Annotated in this window: 16 protein-coding genes; 11 read left to right on the forward strand and 5 right to left on the reverse strand. The window is 72.0% G+C overall.

The window, feature by feature from the left end; all coding sequences use genetic code 11:
- Positions 1-461 precede the first annotated feature (461 nt).
- The 3 genes from ACFVS6_RS39770 to ACFVS6_RS39780 form a co-directional block, all read right to left on the reverse strand.
- Entirely contained in the window at positions 462-560 is a 99-nt protein-coding gene (locus ACFVS6_RS39770) for a putative leader peptide (RefSeq protein WP_389711417.1), read from the reverse strand.
- A 137-nt stretch (positions 561-697) separates the two neighbouring features.
- The gene (locus ACFVS6_RS39775; RefSeq protein ID WP_389711418.1) at positions 698-1,156 is read right to left on the reverse strand and encodes an RrF2 family transcriptional regulator; all 459 of its coding nucleotides are present in this window, start codon (positions 1,154-1,156) and stop codon (positions 698-700) included.
- Positions 1,157-1,236: 80 nt separating this feature from the next.
- Entirely contained in the window at positions 1,237-2,445 is a 1,209-nt protein-coding gene (locus ACFVS6_RS39780; protein ID WP_389711419.1) for an acyl-CoA dehydrogenase family protein, read from the reverse strand.
- 232 nt (positions 2,446-2,677) lie between these two features.
- Here ACFVS6_RS39780 and ACFVS6_RS39785 point away from each other — a divergent pair, with 232 nt between their 5' ends.
- Both ACFVS6_RS39785 and ACFVS6_RS39790 read left to right on the forward strand, forming a co-directional pair.
- Positions 2,678-2,761 carry a putative leader peptide gene (locus ACFVS6_RS39785; protein ID WP_324617234.1) on the forward strand — a complete coding sequence of 28 codons (84 nt, stop codon included), beginning with the start codon at positions 2,678-2,680 and terminating at the stop codon, positions 2,759-2,761.
- A gap of 221 nt (positions 2,762-2,982) precedes the next feature.
- Entirely contained in the window at positions 2,983-3,558 is a 576-nt protein-coding gene (locus tag ACFVS6_RS39790) for a winged helix-turn-helix domain-containing protein (protein WP_389711420.1), read from the forward strand.
- 91 nt (positions 3,559-3,649) lie between these two features.
- Here ACFVS6_RS39790 and ACFVS6_RS39795 read toward each other — a convergent pair whose 3' ends face one another.
- Positions 3,650-4,582: a 5'-nucleotidase gene (locus tag ACFVS6_RS39795; protein WP_389711421.1), complete on the reverse strand. Its 933-nt coding sequence runs from the start codon at positions 4,580-4,582 to the stop codon at positions 3,650-3,652.
- Between the two features lie 75 nt (positions 4,583-4,657).
- Entirely contained in the window at positions 4,658-5,527 is an 870-nt protein-coding gene (locus ACFVS6_RS39800; protein WP_389711422.1) for a serine/threonine protein kinase, read from the reverse strand.
- Between the two features lie 346 nt (positions 5,528-5,873).
- Between ACFVS6_RS39800 and ACFVS6_RS39805 the strand changes: the two genes are divergently transcribed.
- The 9 genes from ACFVS6_RS39805 (at position 5,874) to ACFVS6_RS39845 (ending at position 16,560) form a co-directional block, all read left to right on the forward strand.
- Positions 5,874-6,398: a hypothetical protein gene (locus ACFVS6_RS39805; protein ID WP_281210893.1), complete on the forward strand. Its 525-nt coding sequence runs from the start codon at positions 5,874-5,876 to the stop codon at positions 6,396-6,398.
- Positions 6,399-6,799: 401 nt separating this feature from the next.
- On the forward strand, positions 6,800-8,935 hold the full coding sequence (locus tag ACFVS6_RS39810; protein ID WP_389711423.1) for a hypothetical protein: 2,136 nt from the start codon (positions 6,800-6,802) through the stop codon (positions 8,933-8,935).
- A gap of 79 nt (positions 8,936-9,014) precedes the next feature.
- A complete protein-coding gene (gene pelF / locus ACFVS6_RS39815; RefSeq protein WP_389711424.1) occupies positions 9,015-10,712 on the forward strand; it encodes a GT4 family glycosyltransferase PelF in 1,698 nt (565 codons plus the stop codon).
- Positions 10,709-12,118 (forward strand): hypothetical protein, encoded by a 1,410-nt coding sequence (locus ACFVS6_RS39820; RefSeq protein ID WP_389711425.1) that lies wholly within the window; start codon positions 10,709-10,711, stop codon positions 12,116-12,118. The genes pelF and ACFVS6_RS39820 overlap by 4 nt, the downstream gene beginning before the upstream one ends.
- Positions 12,119-12,201: 83 nt before the next feature.
- Positions 12,202-13,203, forward strand: coding sequence for a GDP-mannose 4,6-dehydratase (locus ACFVS6_RS39825; protein ID WP_389711426.1), 1,002 nt, complete (start codon positions 12,202-12,204; stop codon positions 13,201-13,203).
- 82 nt (positions 13,204-13,285) lie between these two features.
- Complete coding sequence (locus tag ACFVS6_RS39830) at positions 13,286-13,999, forward strand: NDP-sugar synthase (protein WP_389711427.1); 714 nt, start codon at positions 13,286-13,288, stop codon at positions 13,997-13,999.
- 7 nt (positions 14,000-14,006) lie between these two features.
- Complete coding sequence (locus ACFVS6_RS39835; RefSeq protein WP_389711428.1) at positions 14,007-14,912, forward strand: NAD-dependent epimerase/dehydratase family protein; 906 nt, start codon at positions 14,007-14,009, stop codon at positions 14,910-14,912.
- Positions 14,909-15,571 carry a spherulation-specific family 4 protein gene (locus tag ACFVS6_RS39840; RefSeq protein ID WP_389711429.1) on the forward strand — a complete coding sequence of 221 codons (663 nt, stop codon included), beginning with the start codon at positions 14,909-14,911 and terminating at the stop codon, positions 15,569-15,571. The genes ACFVS6_RS39835 and ACFVS6_RS39840 overlap by 4 nt, the downstream gene beginning before the upstream one ends.
- The gene (locus tag ACFVS6_RS39845; protein ID WP_389711430.1) at positions 15,568-16,560 is read left to right on the forward strand and encodes an endo alpha-1,4 polygalactosaminidase; all 993 of its coding nucleotides are present in this window, start codon (positions 15,568-15,570) and stop codon (positions 16,558-16,560) included. Before ACFVS6_RS39840 ends, ACFVS6_RS39845 begins: the two co-directional genes overlap by 4 nt.
- Positions 16,561-16,572: the final 12 nt, after the last annotated feature.

A 16,572-nucleotide genomic window follows, 5' to 3' on the forward strand; every position in this document is an offset into this window, starting at 1 on the left:
ACCTCGGAGGCGGAGAGCTTCTTGCCCGCGTCGGCGGCGACGTTGGAGGCCTTGTCCTTGGGCTCGTCCTTCGCCGCCTCGGAACCGTAGCCGCAGGCGGTGAGCAGCAGGGGGAGCGTCGCGGTGACGGCGATGGCGCGCAGGGTGGTGAGCGGTCTTGCGGCAGACACGGAGGTGTCCTTTCACGGGATGGTGTTCAAGGAGGTGCGGAGAAGGGCGACGAGAAGCCGTCGACACACACGGATCCGACGCCCGAGGCCTGGCGGCGAGTGGTGAGCGGTGGACGACGGGGATGCGGTCGAGGGCCCGAGGAACGGAGGCTGTCGGACACCTCGGAGTCGGAGGCCGGGCCCGTCATGCGGACGCCCGCGCTCGACTCCACGCGGTCGGCGTGGTCGGCAGAGGGGCGCGTCCGACGGTGCCCGGCGCCGACTACGCGGGGAACGGGGCCCGGAGCACGATCAGCCGGACTGACAGATGGCGCCGGCGGTGCGCAGCAGGTCGATGTGCCGGCGGGATGTCAGGGACGGCATCCGGCCCGCGTGATGCAGTGTTCGCACGGCCCGCCTTCCCGGATTCCTAGTTTTCCCACCTGGTTGGTAGGCATATTGGCAGAGCCGGACAGCCACCCCAAGGGGGTGACCGAATCGTGGACGCAGGTATCTCGTTATGTGAGAACGTGCAGGTGGGGCATGGGTCAGGGATTGGTCCAGGCGCCGGGAGGCTCGGCCAGTGCCGATACCTCCGCGGGCAAATCGGACGACGCGACGTCGGCGAGGCTCACGCCGTCGAGGATCTCGCGGACGTTGGCCCGCAGCGCGATCCACAGGGGGAGCAGTGCCTGGGCGGGGCCGGTGTAGGACAGGTCCGGAGGGCGTACCCCGCGCACCGACACGAGCGGTCCGTCCACGACGCGGATCACGTCCGCGATGCTGATGGAACCGGCGGGCTTCGCCAGCCGGTACCCGCCGTTGCCGCCGCGCTGGCTGAGCACGAGACCACCCCGGCGCATGTCGTTCAGGATGCCCTCGAGGAACTTGTGCGGGATGTCCTGGGCGTCGGCGATGGCTTCTGCCTTCACCGGCCCGTCATCCTGTGACGCGGCAAGCTGCAGTGCGGCACGTACCGCGTAGTCCGCCCTGGCTGAGATCCGCATACCGGCATTATCTTGCATCGATCCGGCCGCTGTCCCCTCGCGGGCCGCCGCCGCCCGCCGGGCGGGTGCTCGGGCCCGCGTCAGCGGAAGGCCGCCACCGCGAGGTGGGAGCCGTTGAGGTAGTGCTCGCCGATGGAGCGCAGGCGGTGGGCGACAGGGCGGTGGGCCGTCAGGACCCGGGCGTTGCGCCAGAACCGGTCCAGGCCGGGCGCGTCGGCGAGCTCCAGCACCCGGGCGGTGATGCGCAGGGCCGCCTTCGACGTCACGGTCTCGGCGGTGGCGACCAGGGCCGCGACGCCGGCGGCCCCTTCCGCGTCGAGGTGCGGACCCGTGTCGAGGGCCCGCGCCATCACATCCGTCGCCCGGTTGACCACGGCGGTGGCCGTCTGGGCGGCCGAGGCGAGCTCCCCGTACGTCAGGAAGAGGTCCGGGTCCTCGCCGGGCAGCCGGTGCGCCCGGCCGCCCCTGCTGAGGTCGCGCGCCTCGATGAGGGCGCCCTCGGCGATGCCGAGGCCGACCTGACAGAGGGCGAGCCGGAGCGCCGGCTCCGCGAGCGCCGTGAAGGGCGCCGTCGACTCCTCGTCGTGCGGCCGGCGGCCCAGCACCTGTTCGGGGGCGATGGCGACCCGGTCCAGGACGACCTCGCCCGCGCCGGCGACGCGCTGCCCGAGCCGGTCGTGGGCGGACTCGACGCTCACGCCCCGTGAGCCGGGAGGGATCCGTACCACCAGGACGTCACCGGTCGCCGCACACGCGGCGTCGACCACGATCTGGTCGGCCGCGGCCACCGCCGTGTCCACGAACCGGCGCCCGCTCAGTACGTAGCCGGGGGTGCGCCGCCGCAGCCTGAGTTCCGGCCCTTCGGCGTCCTCGTGCGGGGAGGCCGGAGCGCGCACCGCACCGGTCCACAGCCACTGCTCGCCCACCGACTCCTCCTCGAGGGCGGTCGCGTGGTGGTGATCCGCGTAGAAGCGTCCGCTCCAGGTGTGCACGTAGTGGCGGGCGAGCACGTCGCCGACGGAGCTGTCCGCGGCGGCGATCTCCCTCACGACGGCGCATCCGGTGCGCCAGTCCGCCCCGCGGTCGGGCCCGGGCGGGGTGAGGGCCGCGAGCAGGCCCGCCTCGCGCAGCCGGGCCGTCTCGTCGGCGGGCGGCTTGCCCGCCTGATCGCGGGCGATGGCGTCCGCGGCGAGGTCGTCCGCCACGTCGCGGGCGGTGCGCAGGAGCGTGCGGTGCTGCTCGTCGACGGATCGCCGGCCGTCGGTGTCATGGGGGAGGGTGGTGGTCATTTCGGCTACTCCGGAACGTTGTTGGGTGGCATCGGCCGGCCGCTTCACCGAATCCCCACCTTTCCCATCGGATTGATAGGGATACTCGCCCGAAGCCGCCTGCCCGGCAAGACCGTGACCGAATGGCGGACGAAGCGATCTCGATATGAGAGACCGTGCAGGTCGACGCCTTTCCTAGTGAATCAGTAGGGAAGTATTGACGTGTGCCCGCTGCGCACCCCACGATGTGACCATGTCCCCGTCGCAGCCGTTGCTCGTACGCCGCAGGCACGTCGACCTCCGTCGCGTCGCCAGCGCCGTCTGCCGACCCGTCTAGGGCTCCTTCGACAGGGCATTTCCCCGACGTGCACCGGCCTTCCGGCTGCCGCTCCGCTCCGTGCGCCCGCTGTTCCCGTTCCCCGGCCCTCCGAGTCGTACGGGTTCCGCCGCCGTGCGGCGCGCCGGCCCTCCCGCCGCATCCGTCACGGAAACCCCTGCCCCGTCGCAGCCCGACACCCGGCGTCCGTACCTCGTTCCGAGCAGCCGAAGGGGCTCATCGTGACCACCGCACTTCCCGCACCCGTACCCGCCACCGCCGTCCACCGTTCCCCGGCCCCGCGCCTCCACCTGGTGGGCGACCGTCCGCCCGCCGTTCCCGCGGGCGGGATCGAAGGTGCCCGCGTCGGATACCTCGTCTTCCTACCGGCGGACGTGGACCCGGTCGCGGTGATGACCGCGCACGGCATCCGCCCGGAGATCCGTCCCCTCGGGCCCGGGACGTTCCCGGCACCCGAGCCGGCCCCGCACGCCGACGCCGCCCGGGTCGACGAATCCGTCCGGCCCGACGATGCCGTCCGGGTCGACGGCGCACGCCGGCTGGCCGAGGTCGATGGACGCGAACTGGACCTCACCTACCTGGAGTTCGACCTCCTGGCACACCTGGTGAACCATCCGTACACGGTCCACAGTCGTGAGGCCCTCATCTCGAACATCTGGGGTTACGGACACATCGGCGACGGCCGTACGGTCGACGTCCACGTGGCCAGGCTGCGCCGCAAGCTCGGCCCCGCCCACCGGGGCCGCATCACCACCGTGCACCGCGTCGGATACAAGTACGTCCCCGCCCACCGGTAGCCCCGGAGACCGGGCCGGTCCGGCTGTCCGAACCCCAACCCCCGACGGCCCCCGGGGTCCGGAGGGGCCGGCCGACGACGTCAAGGCGCACTCATGAGGGCTCGTTGACGACGCCGAACGGTATGTGCACGCTCGGTGTGGCCGGTGCGGTGCCGTTCAGGTGGGCGACCTGGTCGTCGAAGAAGATGTGCGGATCCAGGGCGCCGATGACGGGAGCCTTGTCGACGCCGCCGAGGAAGAAGGCATCGTCGACCCGCAGTCCCCACTGCTTGAGGCTCCGCACGGCACGCTCATGCGCGGGGGCGTCCCGGGCGGTGACCAGGGACACGCGAAGGCGGGGCTGATAGCCGGGATCCTTGAGGCGCCGGTCCTCCTCGCGGCGCTGGACGTGGTTGATGCCGGCGAGGAACCCGCTCAGCGGTCCTGGAACGTGAGGTGTGGACGCGTTGCGGACCTCGTGCGCCCGGAACTCGTCGATGCCGGCGTTCTGGAAGATCCGCTCGGAGGCGTCACCCGCCAACACGCCGTCGAAGTCGAAGGCGATGCGCAGTTCGGGGTCGGCCTCGTCATCAACCCGCGCGGTATCGAGCACGTGTCCCGCCGGCATGCCATCCGCCACCGCGTCACGAACGTCGGCCCCGTTGGCCGACAGGAACAGCGACATGTTCAGCGCCGGCATGAACCTGTGCGACGAACGGCCCTGCCGAAAGACGGCTCGGCTGATGGGCAGGCCGTGCGCCTCGATCGAACGCATGACCCGCAGGCCGGTGTCCGGGTCGTTCCGCGACAGGACGATGACCTCGACCAGCGGATCGGAGGGATCCGCCAGGTCGTTCAACGACAGCAGGCGCCGGACGAAGGGGAAGGCCACGCCCTTGTCCAGCACGTCTTTCACGTGGACCTCCTGGTGGGCGCGGTAGGCGGCCTCTCCCTGCTCTCGAAACACCGCGTCGCAGTCGGTGAGGTCGAACAGGGCACTGGAGGCGATCCCCACCACCAGGCGACCTGACAGCTCGTACTTCATGACACCCCCTGCCGGCGTGCGCGCGGTATTGGGTTGGTTATCTCCCCGGCGCATATGTCGAAAACATGTGCGACATCATGGTGTTGCGGGCGGGAAGGCGGTGGGGCCATCGCCGCACAGGTGGGCTCCCGAGGCTCGGTCGGCCGCGTGCCAGGCGGTGGCGAGCGAGAGCACCGAGTGGAAGCGGCGCACCGGATCCGGGTCCGTTGCCGTCTTGACGGTGGCCAGTTGGTCGGGGGTGCCGCGCCATTGCCCCTCCTCGTCGCCGGTGTCGAGGAGGAGCCGGAGGGCCCGGCCCAGGTTGAACACGGTTGTCCGGATGTCGATGATCGAACCCCGTACGAATTCTTCCGGGGCCATGTAGCGGGAGGATCCGGGGAGCCGGTCCGCCCGTAGGGTGAACGGCCCGGGTCGGTACTCGTCCAGGTCGCAGAGCATCAGCCGGTGACACTCGAAGTCGTAGAGCATGCAGCCGTCGTAGAGGTCGACGGCGACGAATCCGGCCCGCTCCACGGCAAGGTGGGCACTGAGGAGCGAGTCGAGGGCTGCGTGCACCCGGGGAAGGGGGAGCTTCCGGAAGTTGGACAGGGGACTGCCGGGCGCGGCCCTCCCTCCGTGGCGCGCACGAGTCGGGTGGTAGAGGACCTCGCCGGCCGTCCACGGGTACACGAGCGCCAGGCCCTCGTCGGTGCTGAACGAGTGGGACAGGGGCACGATGGCCGGGTGCGAGACGGCCCCGTGCAGCGAGACGGCCCGTCGCAGGGACGCGACGCCGTCGGGTGTGGAGGCTCCCTTGACGAACCAGCGTCGCCCCGCCGCCATGAATCCGTAGGAGACGCAGCCGGAGTCCTGATCGGCGAACGTCCGAAAGATGGTGCCCGTTCGTGAGAGGTGGGGCTCAAGCGTCGGGACGTGGATGGTGTGGAGGATCGGGTGCGCCGTCATGTCCTGGATGCTGCCACTGCCGTACCGGCACCGCCGGCGCCGGTCGACGGCTCGCCCACCCGGCTCCGGGCGCGCCCCGGCGGCCCCGAGGGGGAAACGGTGTCCGGTATTCCGCACCTTGGCGACGTTATGTACGCGCCAAACCCGCGCCCGGGGCGCTTCGGCGCGACCGGTCGTCGTCCGCTCCGGGGGGAACCGTGTGTGGGCTGCTCGTATACGGTGCGTGGTCATCGCGCACACGTTCCCCCGAACGCCTTCACGGGGCGCACACTTCCGGCCGTTCCGCGCCCGCGTGCGCCTGCCGGGGGCAGACGGGGCGCGAGCCGTCGTCCTAGCCTCCCGGGCCATGCGATCACCTCTGAAGAGCCGCCTCGGCCTCGCCGGCGTCCTCGCCTTCGTCCTGGCCCTGTTCGGACTCGCCCCCGCGGCGAGCGCCGACCCGGCGCCGGCCGCCCTGACGTTCACCACGAACGCCGCCACCGTCACCCCCGGCGGCACGGTGAACCTCTCGATGACGCTCACCAACAACAAGACCTACGACATCTGGTTCGTCTACCAGTCGATCGCGCCGACCTGGCTCACCACCCAGCGCGCCGATCTGAAGTACAGCTTCACCGGATGCAGCGTGGCGACCCCGACCGGCGCCGCCTCCTGTTCGGGCGTCGGCCCGTCCGACCTCGGCGGCAACTACGGCGCGACGATCGCACCCGGTCAGAGTCGCACGGTGACGCTGACCCTCCAGGTGGCCGCCGACTCCGGTTGCAACGGCAACATAGGTTTCTACTCCTACTACTACGCCGAGTTCAGTGACAGTTCGAGCACCAGTGCCGGCCCCGTGTACACGCCCGAGACCCGGGTGCTCTGCGCCTGACGGTCGGTTCCGTTTCCCTGTCCGGGCGGTGGCTTGAAACCGCTGGACCCCCATCGGCGACGTGGTCCGAACCATGAGGGCGGGGTGTCGGTGGGCCGACTCGGTCCGCCGGCGCCCCACCCGGCTCCGGACCGGCACTCAAGGCCGGCCGGAGCCCTGGCGCGCGGAGGCGGAGAGTGCCGCGGAAGGCCAACTCAAGCTCGATCAAGTCCAGTTGGTTACCTGTGTTTTTCCGTCGGTTTTCGCAACATCCCCACGAAAGCTACACAGGTGCATCACTATGTGACGCGACGGATGCGTCGACGACTGGTTTCTGAGGGGGACACCGGCGTCGCGCACTTGGGGGGCGTCCGCTTCGTGCGAGCCGCGCTGCCCCCTGCCCGGGGAGGGGACAACACCGCATGAAGCGAAGCATACGCACCACCGCGTTATCGGTGGGCGCGCTCATCGCAGCCTTCGGCCTGCCGGCCGGCACGGCACAGGCAGACACGGCAACACCGCGCGTGGACTTGCGCGTTCTGGTCGTGACCGACGGCGGTCCGGCCGTCCAGGCCATCACGGCCGAGCTGGAATCGGCGGGCACGCCGTACACGCAGGTCGACCTCACTCGGTCGGACCGGCCCACCATCGACCCGGCCTTCCTGGCCGACACCGTGGACGGCCGGCCGCGCGCCAAGTACCAGGCGGTCGTCCTGCCCAACGACAACCCCTTCGCGGCGGGGTCCACCGAGATGACGGCCCTGGCCGCCTACGAGCAGGCCTACGCGATCCCGCAGGTCGACGCCTACACCTACGCCCGACCGCAGGTCGGCCTGCAGTACTTCGTCCCCGGCGGGTACGCGGGCAGCGTCGACGGCGTCCAGGCCGGGGTCACCGCCGCCGGCCAGGCGGGCCCGTTCGGCTACCTCGACGGGGCAGTGCCCTTCGAGGACAACTCGCCCACCGTCGGCGAGAGCTACGCCTATCTCGCGCAGCCCGCCGCCGGAGCGGACTTCACCACGTACGTCGACGCGCCCATCCCGGGCACGACCCGGCGCGGCTCGCTCGTCGGCGAGTACCGGCACGACGGGCGACGCGAACTCGTCGTGACCTTCGTCTACAACCGCTACCAGCAGCAGTACCGACTGCTGGCCCGCGGCATCGTCGAGTGGATGACCGGCGGAGTGCACCTGGGTGCCTCCCGCAACTACTTCTCCGTCCACGTCGACGACGTGTTCGCGGCCGACGACCGCTGGGACACCCAGCTCAACTGCACCCCGGGTGACGTGGACTGCGCGGCCGGCACCGGTACGCCCAACCCGATCCGGATGACCGCCGCCGACGCCGAGTACGCCAGGACCTGGCAGGCCGAACGGGGCATCACCCTCGACATGGTCTACAACGGGGCCGGCAGCCTCGACCAGCGCGAGGACAACAACGGCGTCGACGCGCTGGCCGACAAACTCCAGGCCGACCGCGCCCAGTTCCGCTGGATCAACCACACCTACACGCACGCCTTCCTCGGCTGCGAGCAGGACACCGGCGTGGTGCCCTGGCGGTGCGCGACCAACACCAACGGCTCCACCAAGTGGATCAGTCGCAACGCCATCGACGACGAGATAGCCCTCAACCGGGTCTGGGGCCAGAACTTCGGACTGCCCCTGCAGAACGACGAACTGGTCACCGGCGAACACTCGGGCATGGCCGTCCTGCCCCAACAGCCGCAGGACAACCCGAACCTGGCGCCCTCCCTCACCGGCAACGGCGTCAAATGGCTCGCCTCGGACAACTCCCGGGACCCCGAGCAGCGGCAGATCGGTTCGGCCTCCACCGTCGCCCGATACCCGATGAACGTCTACTACAACGTCGGCACGGCCGCCGAAGCGGTGGACGAGTACAACTGGATCTACACCTCCCGGGCCCAGGGCGGCAGCGGCATCTGCGAGGACCACGCGGACACCACCACCTGCCTGTCCGCACCCCTGGACACCACCACCGGCTACGCCACCCGGATCGTGCCGACCGAGATCGGCACCGCGCTCGGGCACGTGCTCGCCAACGACCCGAAGCCGCACTTCATCCACCAGTCCAACCTGGCCGAGGAACGCCTCGCCTACCCGGTGCTGAGCGGGGTCGTCGACGGCTACAACGCGCTGTTCGCGGCCAACACCCCGCTGGTGAACGAGCGGATGCGGGACATCGGCGTCGAACTGAAGCGCCGCGGCACCTGGAAGAGCGCCGTCCAGGCGGGCCAGGTCACCGCCTACCGGGTGGGTGACACCGTCACCGTGCTGGCACCGAACGGCCTCGACGTCACCGCGAGCCTGCCCACCGGCACGCAGCGGGGCGGCGCCGCCTACGGCAGCCCCTACGCGGGCCGGGTCTCCGGCTGGACCACCTCGACCGGTGCGCCGCTGACCCTCACCCTGCCGTCGTCGGCGCCCGCGGCCCCGTCCGCGGTGGCCGCCGCCCGTCCGGCACCCGCGACCGCCCCCGCACCCGGCACGCCCGTTCCGCCGGCCGTGCGCGAGGGCGCCGAGGACACCGACCGGCGCTGAACCCGCGTCCGCCGGTCCGGGCCGCCAGCGGCCCGGACCGGTCCGACCACCCCCACCACACCGGCCGTGGAGCCCACCCATGCACGTTCACCACGGCGCGCGCCGAAGGCACGCGACGCACGTCACCCTGCTCACCGAAGGCACCTATCCCCACAGTCACGGCGGCGTCAGCGTATGGTGCGATCAACTCGTCCAAGGCATGCCTGACGTCGACTTCGAGGTCATAGCCGTCACCGGCACCGGCCGCGAACCCATGGTCTGGGACCTGCCCGGGCACGTCCTGGGCGTCAGCACCGTCCCCATGTGGGGCCCCGCCCCGGAAGGCCGCGCCCCCCGCGGGCGCGCCCACCGCCGACTGTCCGGCGCCTACGAACAGTTCCTGACCGCCCTCCTCGACCCCTGCGCCGAAGCCGGGTTCGCCCCCGCGCTGTACACGATGGCGCGGGCCGCCGCCGACGGCGTACTGAGCCCGTTCCTGCGGGGCGACCACGCCATCGCCGTCCTCGCGGCGGTCTGGAACCGCCCCGGGTACGCCGTGCGCGAGGCCCGACCGACCCTGCACGACGCGCTCACCGCGACCTCCCTGCTGGAACACGCCCTACGGCCCCTGGCCGCCCCGCTCCCGGAGCACGGCGTGGCCCACGCGGTCAGCGGCGGCGTCGCCGCGCTCCCGGGGCTCGCCGCGCTGGAGCGGCACGGGGTCCCGCTGCTGCTGACCGAACACGGCGTCTACCTGCGCGAGCGCTACCTCGGATACCGCACCGCGCCCTACCGCTGGCCGGTGAAGGCCGTCGTCCTCGGCTTCTTCCGGCTGCTCGCCGAGGAGAGCTACCGGCGGGCCGCCCTCGTCACCCCCGGCAACCGCTACAACCGGTTGTGGGAGGAGGAGGGCGGTGCCGACCCGCAGGCCATCCGTACGGTCTACAACGGCGTCGACCCCGCGGCCTTCCCGCCCGCCGGGCCGGAACCGCAGGCGCCGACCCTCAGCTGGGCCGGCCGGGTCGACCCGATCAAGGACCTGGAGACCCTGATCCGGGCCTTCGCCCTGGTCCGCGCCCGGGTGCCCGATGCCCGACTGCGCCTGTTCGGCGGGACCCCGCGCGGCGGCGAGGCCTACCGGGAGCGGTGCGAGACCCTCGCCCGTGAACTCGGACACGCCGACGCCGTCACCTTCGAGGGCCGGGTCGACGACATCAAGGACGCCTACGCGGCCGGGAACGTCGTGATGCTGTCCAGCATCAGCGAGGGCTTCCCGTTCACCCTCATCGAGGCCATGTCCTGCGGCAGGGCGACGGTGTCCACCGACGTGGGCGGCGTACGCGAAGCGGTCGGCGAGGCGGGCCTGGTGGTCCCGCCGCGCGATCCGCAGGCCATGGCCGACGCCGCCCTGGAACTGCTGGGCGACCCCCGGCGCCGCGCCGACATGGGCGAGGCGGCCCGACTGCGGGTCATCGAACAGTTCACCCTGCGCCAGACCATCGACACCTTCCGCTCCATCTACCTGGAACTCCCCGAACTCGACCGCACCCCGCGCACCCGACGTCTCACCCGGGTCCCGCGCGTCCCGGCGACCGCCGCCGTACGCACACCCGAGCCCGCGACCGCGCCGCCGGCGCCCGTGGTCCTCACCGCCGTGTCCGTCGCCGACGGACGCTCGCGCCGGTACGAACGGGCCCGCCCCTTCGTACCGCCCTCGTGGGCCCAGGACCCGGGCGCGCAACCCGCACACGAGGCCGGCACGTCCGCGGCCACCGGCACGGGGAGCCGCGCCGGATGAGCGGGCCCATGTCACTCGAACCAGGCGGAACCAACCAGGACACGCTGGCCCTGAGGCTGGCGGACACCGCCGCGCGTCCGCCCCGCAGGCTGTGGGCGGAAACCACCCTGACGCTGAGGCTGCCCGGCCCCGACGAGGAAGCGGTCAACCGGCTCGCCGCCGAACTGGCCGACCGCGTCGGCCCGGCCGTCCACCCGTACGAGGTGGCCGCCCTGTTGGAGGCCGAAGGCCTCTCCGCCGAGGTGATCCGGGAACGCTACGGACACCCCAACATCTTCTCCCTGGCCGCAGCCCTGTACGAGCGGGTGCCCCGGGTATTCCCGGAGCCCGCCCGGACCCCGGACCCGTGGCGGCCGGACACCGTACGGTGCCTGCTGCGCGGCCTGCTGTTCGCCCTGCCGGGGCTGGCGTACCTGCTCACCGCCCCGCTCTGGAACCCGGGCCGGCACACCACCGGGCTCGTCGTCGCGGGCATCGTCTCCTGGGCCTGGGGCCAGGCCCTCGGGCACCGGGCCTACCTGAGGATGGTGGCCGGACAGCGCGAGGCCGCCCGCACGCTGCTGATCGGCACGCCCGTCGGAGCCGCCCTCGCCACGGGCGCGGCGGCCGCGGCGGCCGGCGGCGGCGGGGCCGCCACCGGAGCCGCCGCCGCCCAGTCGCTCTACCTGGGCGCCGCCGGCATCCTGCTGGTCCTGGGACGCGAGCGACTCCTGCTGCTCGCCCTCACCCCGCTCATCGTCGGCGGCGCCGTACTGCCCTGGTGGGAACCGGGAACCCCGCTGCGGGTCGGGCTCCCGGCCGCCGCGCTCCTCGCGACGGGAGCCGCCGTTTTCCGAGCACTGCGCGCCGCGTACGCCGCCCCGGTCGCCGCCGACGGGGGCGACCGGCCGCCGCTGCGAAGGTCGTTGCCGTACGGGCTCTTCGGTCTGGGGGCGGCACTCCTCGTGCTGTTGGAGGGGCGGGCCGAACCGTACGCCGTCATCGCGCTGACCGTGAGCATGGGCCCCGCCGAATGGCTGCTGTACCGCTTCCGCGGTCTGTCCGTCACCGCCCTCGGCGCGGCCGCGACCCCCGTCGGGTTCCTGCTGCGGTCGGCCGGGGTCCTCGGCCTCTGCCTGACCGGCTACCTGCTGCTCCTGCTGCCCGTCGCCCTGCTCACCGGGGCCGACCCGGCCGCACTGCTGCTGCTCGCCGCCACCCTGTGGACCGCGCTGCTGCTCCAGGCCTTCGGGGTGGCCTGGCCGCCGGCACTCATCTGTCTGGGGGCCGCCGGAGCCGCCGGAGCCGTCGCCCTGCTGGAGCCCACGTCCGGAGCGCGGGTCCTCACCCTGTCCTGCGGCCTCGCCGCGGCAGCCCTGGCCGGATGCACCGTGTGGATCCTCGGACGCCCGGCCCGGCACGCCTGACGGCCCGGCGGGACGCCGTAGCCGCCCACCGGCCGACCACGCATGCCCGTACGACCTACCAACGAATCCGAAAGGCAGATCAGTTGACCTCCGCACCGCTCGCCGCCGTCACCGGGGCCGAGGGCTTCATCGGCTCTCACCTCACGGAAGCCCTGGTCGCCCGGGGCTACCGGGTCCGCGCCATGGCCCAGTACAACTCCTTCTCCTCGTACGGGTGGCTGGAGACACTGGCCCCGGACGTCCTCGACCAGGTGGAGATCGTCCTCGGTGACGTCCGGGACCCCGGCTCCGTCCGAGGACTCCTCGAAGGAGCCGACGCCGCCTACCACTTGGCCGCGCTCATCGCGATCCCGTACTCCTACCGGGCGCCGCACAGCTACGTCGACACCAACGTCACCGGAACCCTCAACGTCCTGGAGGCCGTCCGCGCGCTCGGTACGCCCCGCCTGGTGCACACCTCGACCAGCGAGACGTACGGCACCGCGCAGACCGTCCCCATCACCGAGGACCACCCCATCAACACCCAGTCCCCGTACGCCGCTTCGAAGGCCGGAGGCGACCGGCTGGCCGACAGCTACCACGCCAGCTTCGAAACCCCCGTGGTCACCCTCAGGCCGTTCAACACCTACGGCCCGCGCCAGTCGATGCGCGCGGTGATCCCCACCGTCATCGGACAGGTCGCCGCCGGGGAACGCGTCATCACCCTCGGAGACCTGCGCCCCACCCGCGACTTCAGCTTCGTCAAGGACACCGCGCAGGCCTTCCTCGCCGCGGGCACCGCACCCGCCGACCGCGTCGTGGGCCGCACCTTCAACTCCGGTACCGGCGGCGAGATCTCGGTGGCCGACCTGGTCACGCTGATCGGCAAGGTCATGGACGTCCCGATCGAGGTGCGCGAGGACGGCGAACGGATCCGGCCGGCCGCCTCAGAGGTCATGCGCCTGGTCGCCGACGCGAGCCGACTCACCGCCGCCACCGGCTGGCAACCCGAACACACCCTGGAGGAAGGACTCGCACACACCGTCGAATTCTTCCGCGACCCGGCCAACCTGGCCCGCTACAAGACCGGCATCTACAACATCTGACCCGAACGCGTTCCGCCGACGATCCACACATCCCCACGTCACTCAACTCATCGTCCCCCCACGCAACCCAAGGAGGAGACCCATGTACGCAGTGATCCTGGCGGGCGGCAAGGGCGTCCGGCTGCGGCCCTACACCACGGCCCTGCCCAAGCCCCTCGTGCCCATCGGCGACCAGCACGCGATCCTGGAGATCGTGCTGCGTCAGCTCTCGACGGCCGGATTCACCCGCTGCACCATAGCCATCGGGCACCTGGGCGAGATCATCCGGGCCTACGTCGGCGACGGCTCCCAGTGGGGCATGAGCATCGACTACGCCACGGAGGAGAGCCCCCTCGGCACCATGGGTCCCCTGCTCAACCTGCGCGACCGGCTCCCCGAGCACTTCCTCGTCATGAACGGCGACGTGCTCACCGACCTCGACTACGCCGACGTGCTGCACCGGCACGAGGAATCGGGGGCACCGCTGACCATCGCGACGTACCCGAGAAAGGTCCACATCGACTTCGGAGTGCTCACCACCGACGCGAGCCGTGTGGTGGCCTTCACCGAGAAGCCCAGCATGGACTACCACGTCTCCATGGGCGTCTACGGCCTCAGCCGCTCCACCCTCGACAACTACACCCCCGGCCTGCCGCTCGGATTCGACGAACTCGTACTGGACCTGCTGGCAAGCCAGAACCTTCCGCAGTCCTACGCGTTCGACGGGTACTGGCTCGACATCGGTCGTCCCGACGACTACGACCGGGCCAACGCCGAGTTCACCAGCCGCAAGTCCTTGCTGCTCAAGGGAGCCTGACCACCTCATGCGCATTCTCGTCCTGGGCCGAACCGGCTACCTGGGCGCCCATGTCGTCGACCGCCTGCGCGCCCTCCCGGGCGCGCGGGTGTTCGACGGCGGCCGCTCACCCGACGCCGACTTCGGCGTCGACCTCGCCGCCGATCGGCCCGAACGGCTCGCGGACGTCCTCGCCGCGGCCGCACCCGACGCGGTCGTCAACTGCGCGGGCGCGACCGGCGGGGACGCCGTGACGCTGGCCGAGGTCAACGCCCGCGGCCCCGCCGTACTGTGCGCCGCGCTCCGGGTGGCGGCGCCTCGGGCCCGCCTGGTCCACCTCGGCTCGGCCGCCGAGTACGGGCCCGGGGAACCCGACACCCGGGTGGCGGAATCGGCGGCCACCCGTCCGGTCACCCCGTACGGCGCCACCAAACTGGCCGGCACCGTCGCCATCGCCTCCTCCGGACTCGACGGCGTCGTCCTGCGGGTGGGCAACCCCGTCGGGCCCGGCGCACCGCCCAGCGGACTGCCCGGACGGATCGCCGCCCTGCTGCGCGACGCCGGAACGGACCCCGAGGCGGTGCTACGGCTCGGCGACCTCTCCGCACACCGGGACTTCGTGGACGTGCGCGACGTCGCGCACGCGGTGGCCCTCGCGGTCACCGCGCCCGGGTCGCTGCCCTCCGTACTGAACATCGGCGCCGGCCGGGCCGTCCCGGTCCGCGAACTGGTGCGGGGACTGGCCGCGAGAGCGGGCTTCCGGGGCCGGATCGAGGAGGACGCGGGCGGATCGGCCCGATCGGCCCAGGTGTCCTGGCAGTGCTCCGACATCACCGCCGCGGACGAGGCCCTCGGCTGGCGCCCCGTCCACGAGCTCGGCGACACGCTCGCCACACTGTGGGCCGCGACCGGGGTGGGATCCCGAACATCATGACGCTCCTCGTCCCGCTGTACGTCCACCCCGCCGAGGACCCGGGCGCCTGGCACCGGCTCATCACCGGTGCCTCCGCGACCTACGGTGTGGTGATCAACCCGGGCGACGGGCCCGGTGAGCGCCCCGACCCGGCGTTCACCGCGGCAGCCGCCGCCCTGCGCACCGCGGGCGCCCGCCTCCTCGGCTACGTGGACACCGCGTACGGGGAGCGAGGCCCGGCCGAGGTCGTCCACGAGATGATCCGCCACCAGAAGTGGTACGGCGCCGACGGCGCCTTCCTGGACCGGGTGGCCGCGACACCGAGGGAACTTCCCGCCACCCGCCGCCTGGTCCGCTCGCTGCGCCGGCTCGGCGCGACGCCCGTCGTCCTGAACCCGGGTGTCCACCCGGTGGCCGGCTACGTGCGCCTCGCCGACCTGACCGTCACCTTCGAGGGTCACTGGTCGACGTACGTCTCGGCGTTCACCAAGCCCGCGTGGACGGCCCGCCACGCCCCCGAGCGGTTCTGTCACCTCGTCTACGGGGTGCCCGAGGCACTGGTCCCGCTCGCCGTCCGCACCGCGCGCGAGCGGGGAGCGGCCGTATCGGGACCCGTCACGGGCGAACTTCCCAACCCATGGAAACAGTTGACCCCCGCACTCACCGGGATGGAACGATGAGCCGCACCCTGTCGACCCGCCTCGGCCTCCTGGCCCTCGTGACGGCCCTGGCCCTTGCGGGCTGCTCCGGCGCGAACGACGACGATGACGACGACGGCGCACCGGACCCGTCCGGGCCCACGGCGACCCGTGACCCGGCGCCCGACCCGTCCACCAGCGCTTCCGGATCCCCGTCGGCGTCCGCGTCCGCGCCACAGCCGTCGGCGTCGGGGAGCGCGACGCCCCCGCCCGGCACGCCGTCCGGCTCCGCGGCCCCGGGGACGACACCGGCTCCGGGGGACCGGGCCGCGACCCGTTGGAAACCACAACCCGGTCTGGCCTGGCAGTGGCAGCTCGACGGCCGCTCCGACCCCTCCGTCGACGTCCCCGTGTACGACATCGACGGCTTCGAGAACACGGCGGCCGACGTGGCCCGGCTGCACCGGGACGGCCGCAAGGTGATCTGCTACATCAACGTCGGGGCCTGGGAGGACTTCCGCTCCGACCACGCGGCCTTCCCGACCGCCCTCCTCGGCGAGCCCAACGGGTGGAAGGGCGAGAAGTGGTTGGACATCCGACGGATCGACCTGCTCCGTCCGATCATGGAACGGCGCTTCGACATGTGCCGCGACAAGGGCTTCGACGCGGTCGAACCCGACCTGATGGAGGGCTACGGCAACAAGACCGGGTTCCCGCTGACCGCCGACCACCAACTCGCCTACAACCGCATGATCGCGGAGATCGCCCACGCCCGCGGACTGTCCGTCGGACTCAAGAACGACCTGCCACAGATCCCGCAGCTGGTGAACGACTTCGACTTCGCGGTCAACGAGGAGTGCGCCCAGTTCGACGAGTGCGACCGGCTCACCCCGTTCATCGCGGCGGGCAAGGCCGTGTTCCACGTCGAATACGAGGGATCCACCTCGGGATTCTGCGGCGAGTCCCGCCGCCTCAAACTGTCGTCGATGCTGAAGAACTTGGAGCTGGACACCTGGCGCAAACCCTGCTGAACGAGGGAGGGC

The organism is Streptomyces sp. NPDC057939 (assembly GCF_042887545.1).
In the GTDB taxonomy this organism is placed as follows: domain Bacteria; phylum Actinomycetota; class Actinomycetes; order Streptomycetales; family Streptomycetaceae; genus Streptomyces.

Bases quoted from the DNA above. Each gene is read 5' to 3' on its own strand.
- pelF (WP_389711424.1), top strand. From the start codon at position 9,015: ATGCACGTTCACCACGGCGCGCGCCGAAGGCACGCGACGCACGTCACC.
- ACFVS6_RS39835 (WP_389711428.1), top strand. From the start codon at position 14,007: ATGCGCATTCTCGTCCTGGGCCGAACCGGCTACCTGGGCGCCCATGTC.
- ACFVS6_RS39800 (WP_389711422.1), bottom strand. From the start codon at position 5,527: ATGACGGCGCACCCGATCCTCCACACCATCCACGTCCCGACGCTTGAG.
- ACFVS6_RS39830 (WP_389711427.1), top strand. From the start codon at position 13,286: ATGTACGCAGTGATCCTGGCGGGCGGCAAGGGCGTCCGGCTGCGGCCC.
- ACFVS6_RS39845 (WP_389711430.1), top strand. From the start codon at position 15,568: ATGAGCCGCACCCTGTCGACCCGCCTCGGCCTCCTGGCCCTCGTGACG.
- ACFVS6_RS39780 (WP_389711419.1), bottom strand. From the start codon at position 2,445: ATGACCACCACCCTCCCCCATGACACCGACGGCCGGCGATCCGTCGAC.
- ACFVS6_RS39810 (WP_389711423.1), top strand. From the start codon at position 6,800: ATGAAGCGAAGCATACGCACCACCGCGTTATCGGTGGGCGCGCTCATC.
- ACFVS6_RS39820 (WP_389711425.1), top strand. From the start codon at position 10,709: ATGAGCGGGCCCATGTCACTCGAACCAGGCGGAACCAACCAGGACACG.
- ACFVS6_RS39840 (WP_389711429.1), top strand. From the start codon at position 14,909: ATGACGCTCCTCGTCCCGCTGTACGTCCACCCCGCCGAGGACCCGGGC.
- ACFVS6_RS39795 (WP_389711421.1), bottom strand. From the start codon at position 4,582: ATGAAGTACGAGCTGTCAGGTCGCCTGGTGGTGGGGATCGCCTCCAGT.
- ACFVS6_RS39805 (WP_281210893.1), top strand. From the start codon at position 5,874: ATGCGATCACCTCTGAAGAGCCGCCTCGGCCTCGCCGGCGTCCTCGCC.
- ACFVS6_RS39785 (WP_324617234.1), top strand. From the start codon at position 2,678: ATGTCCCCGTCGCAGCCGTTGCTCGTACGCCGCAGGCACGTCGACCTC.
- ACFVS6_RS39775 (WP_389711418.1), bottom strand. From the start codon at position 1,156: ATGCGGATCTCAGCCAGGGCGGACTACGCGGTACGTGCCGCACTGCAG.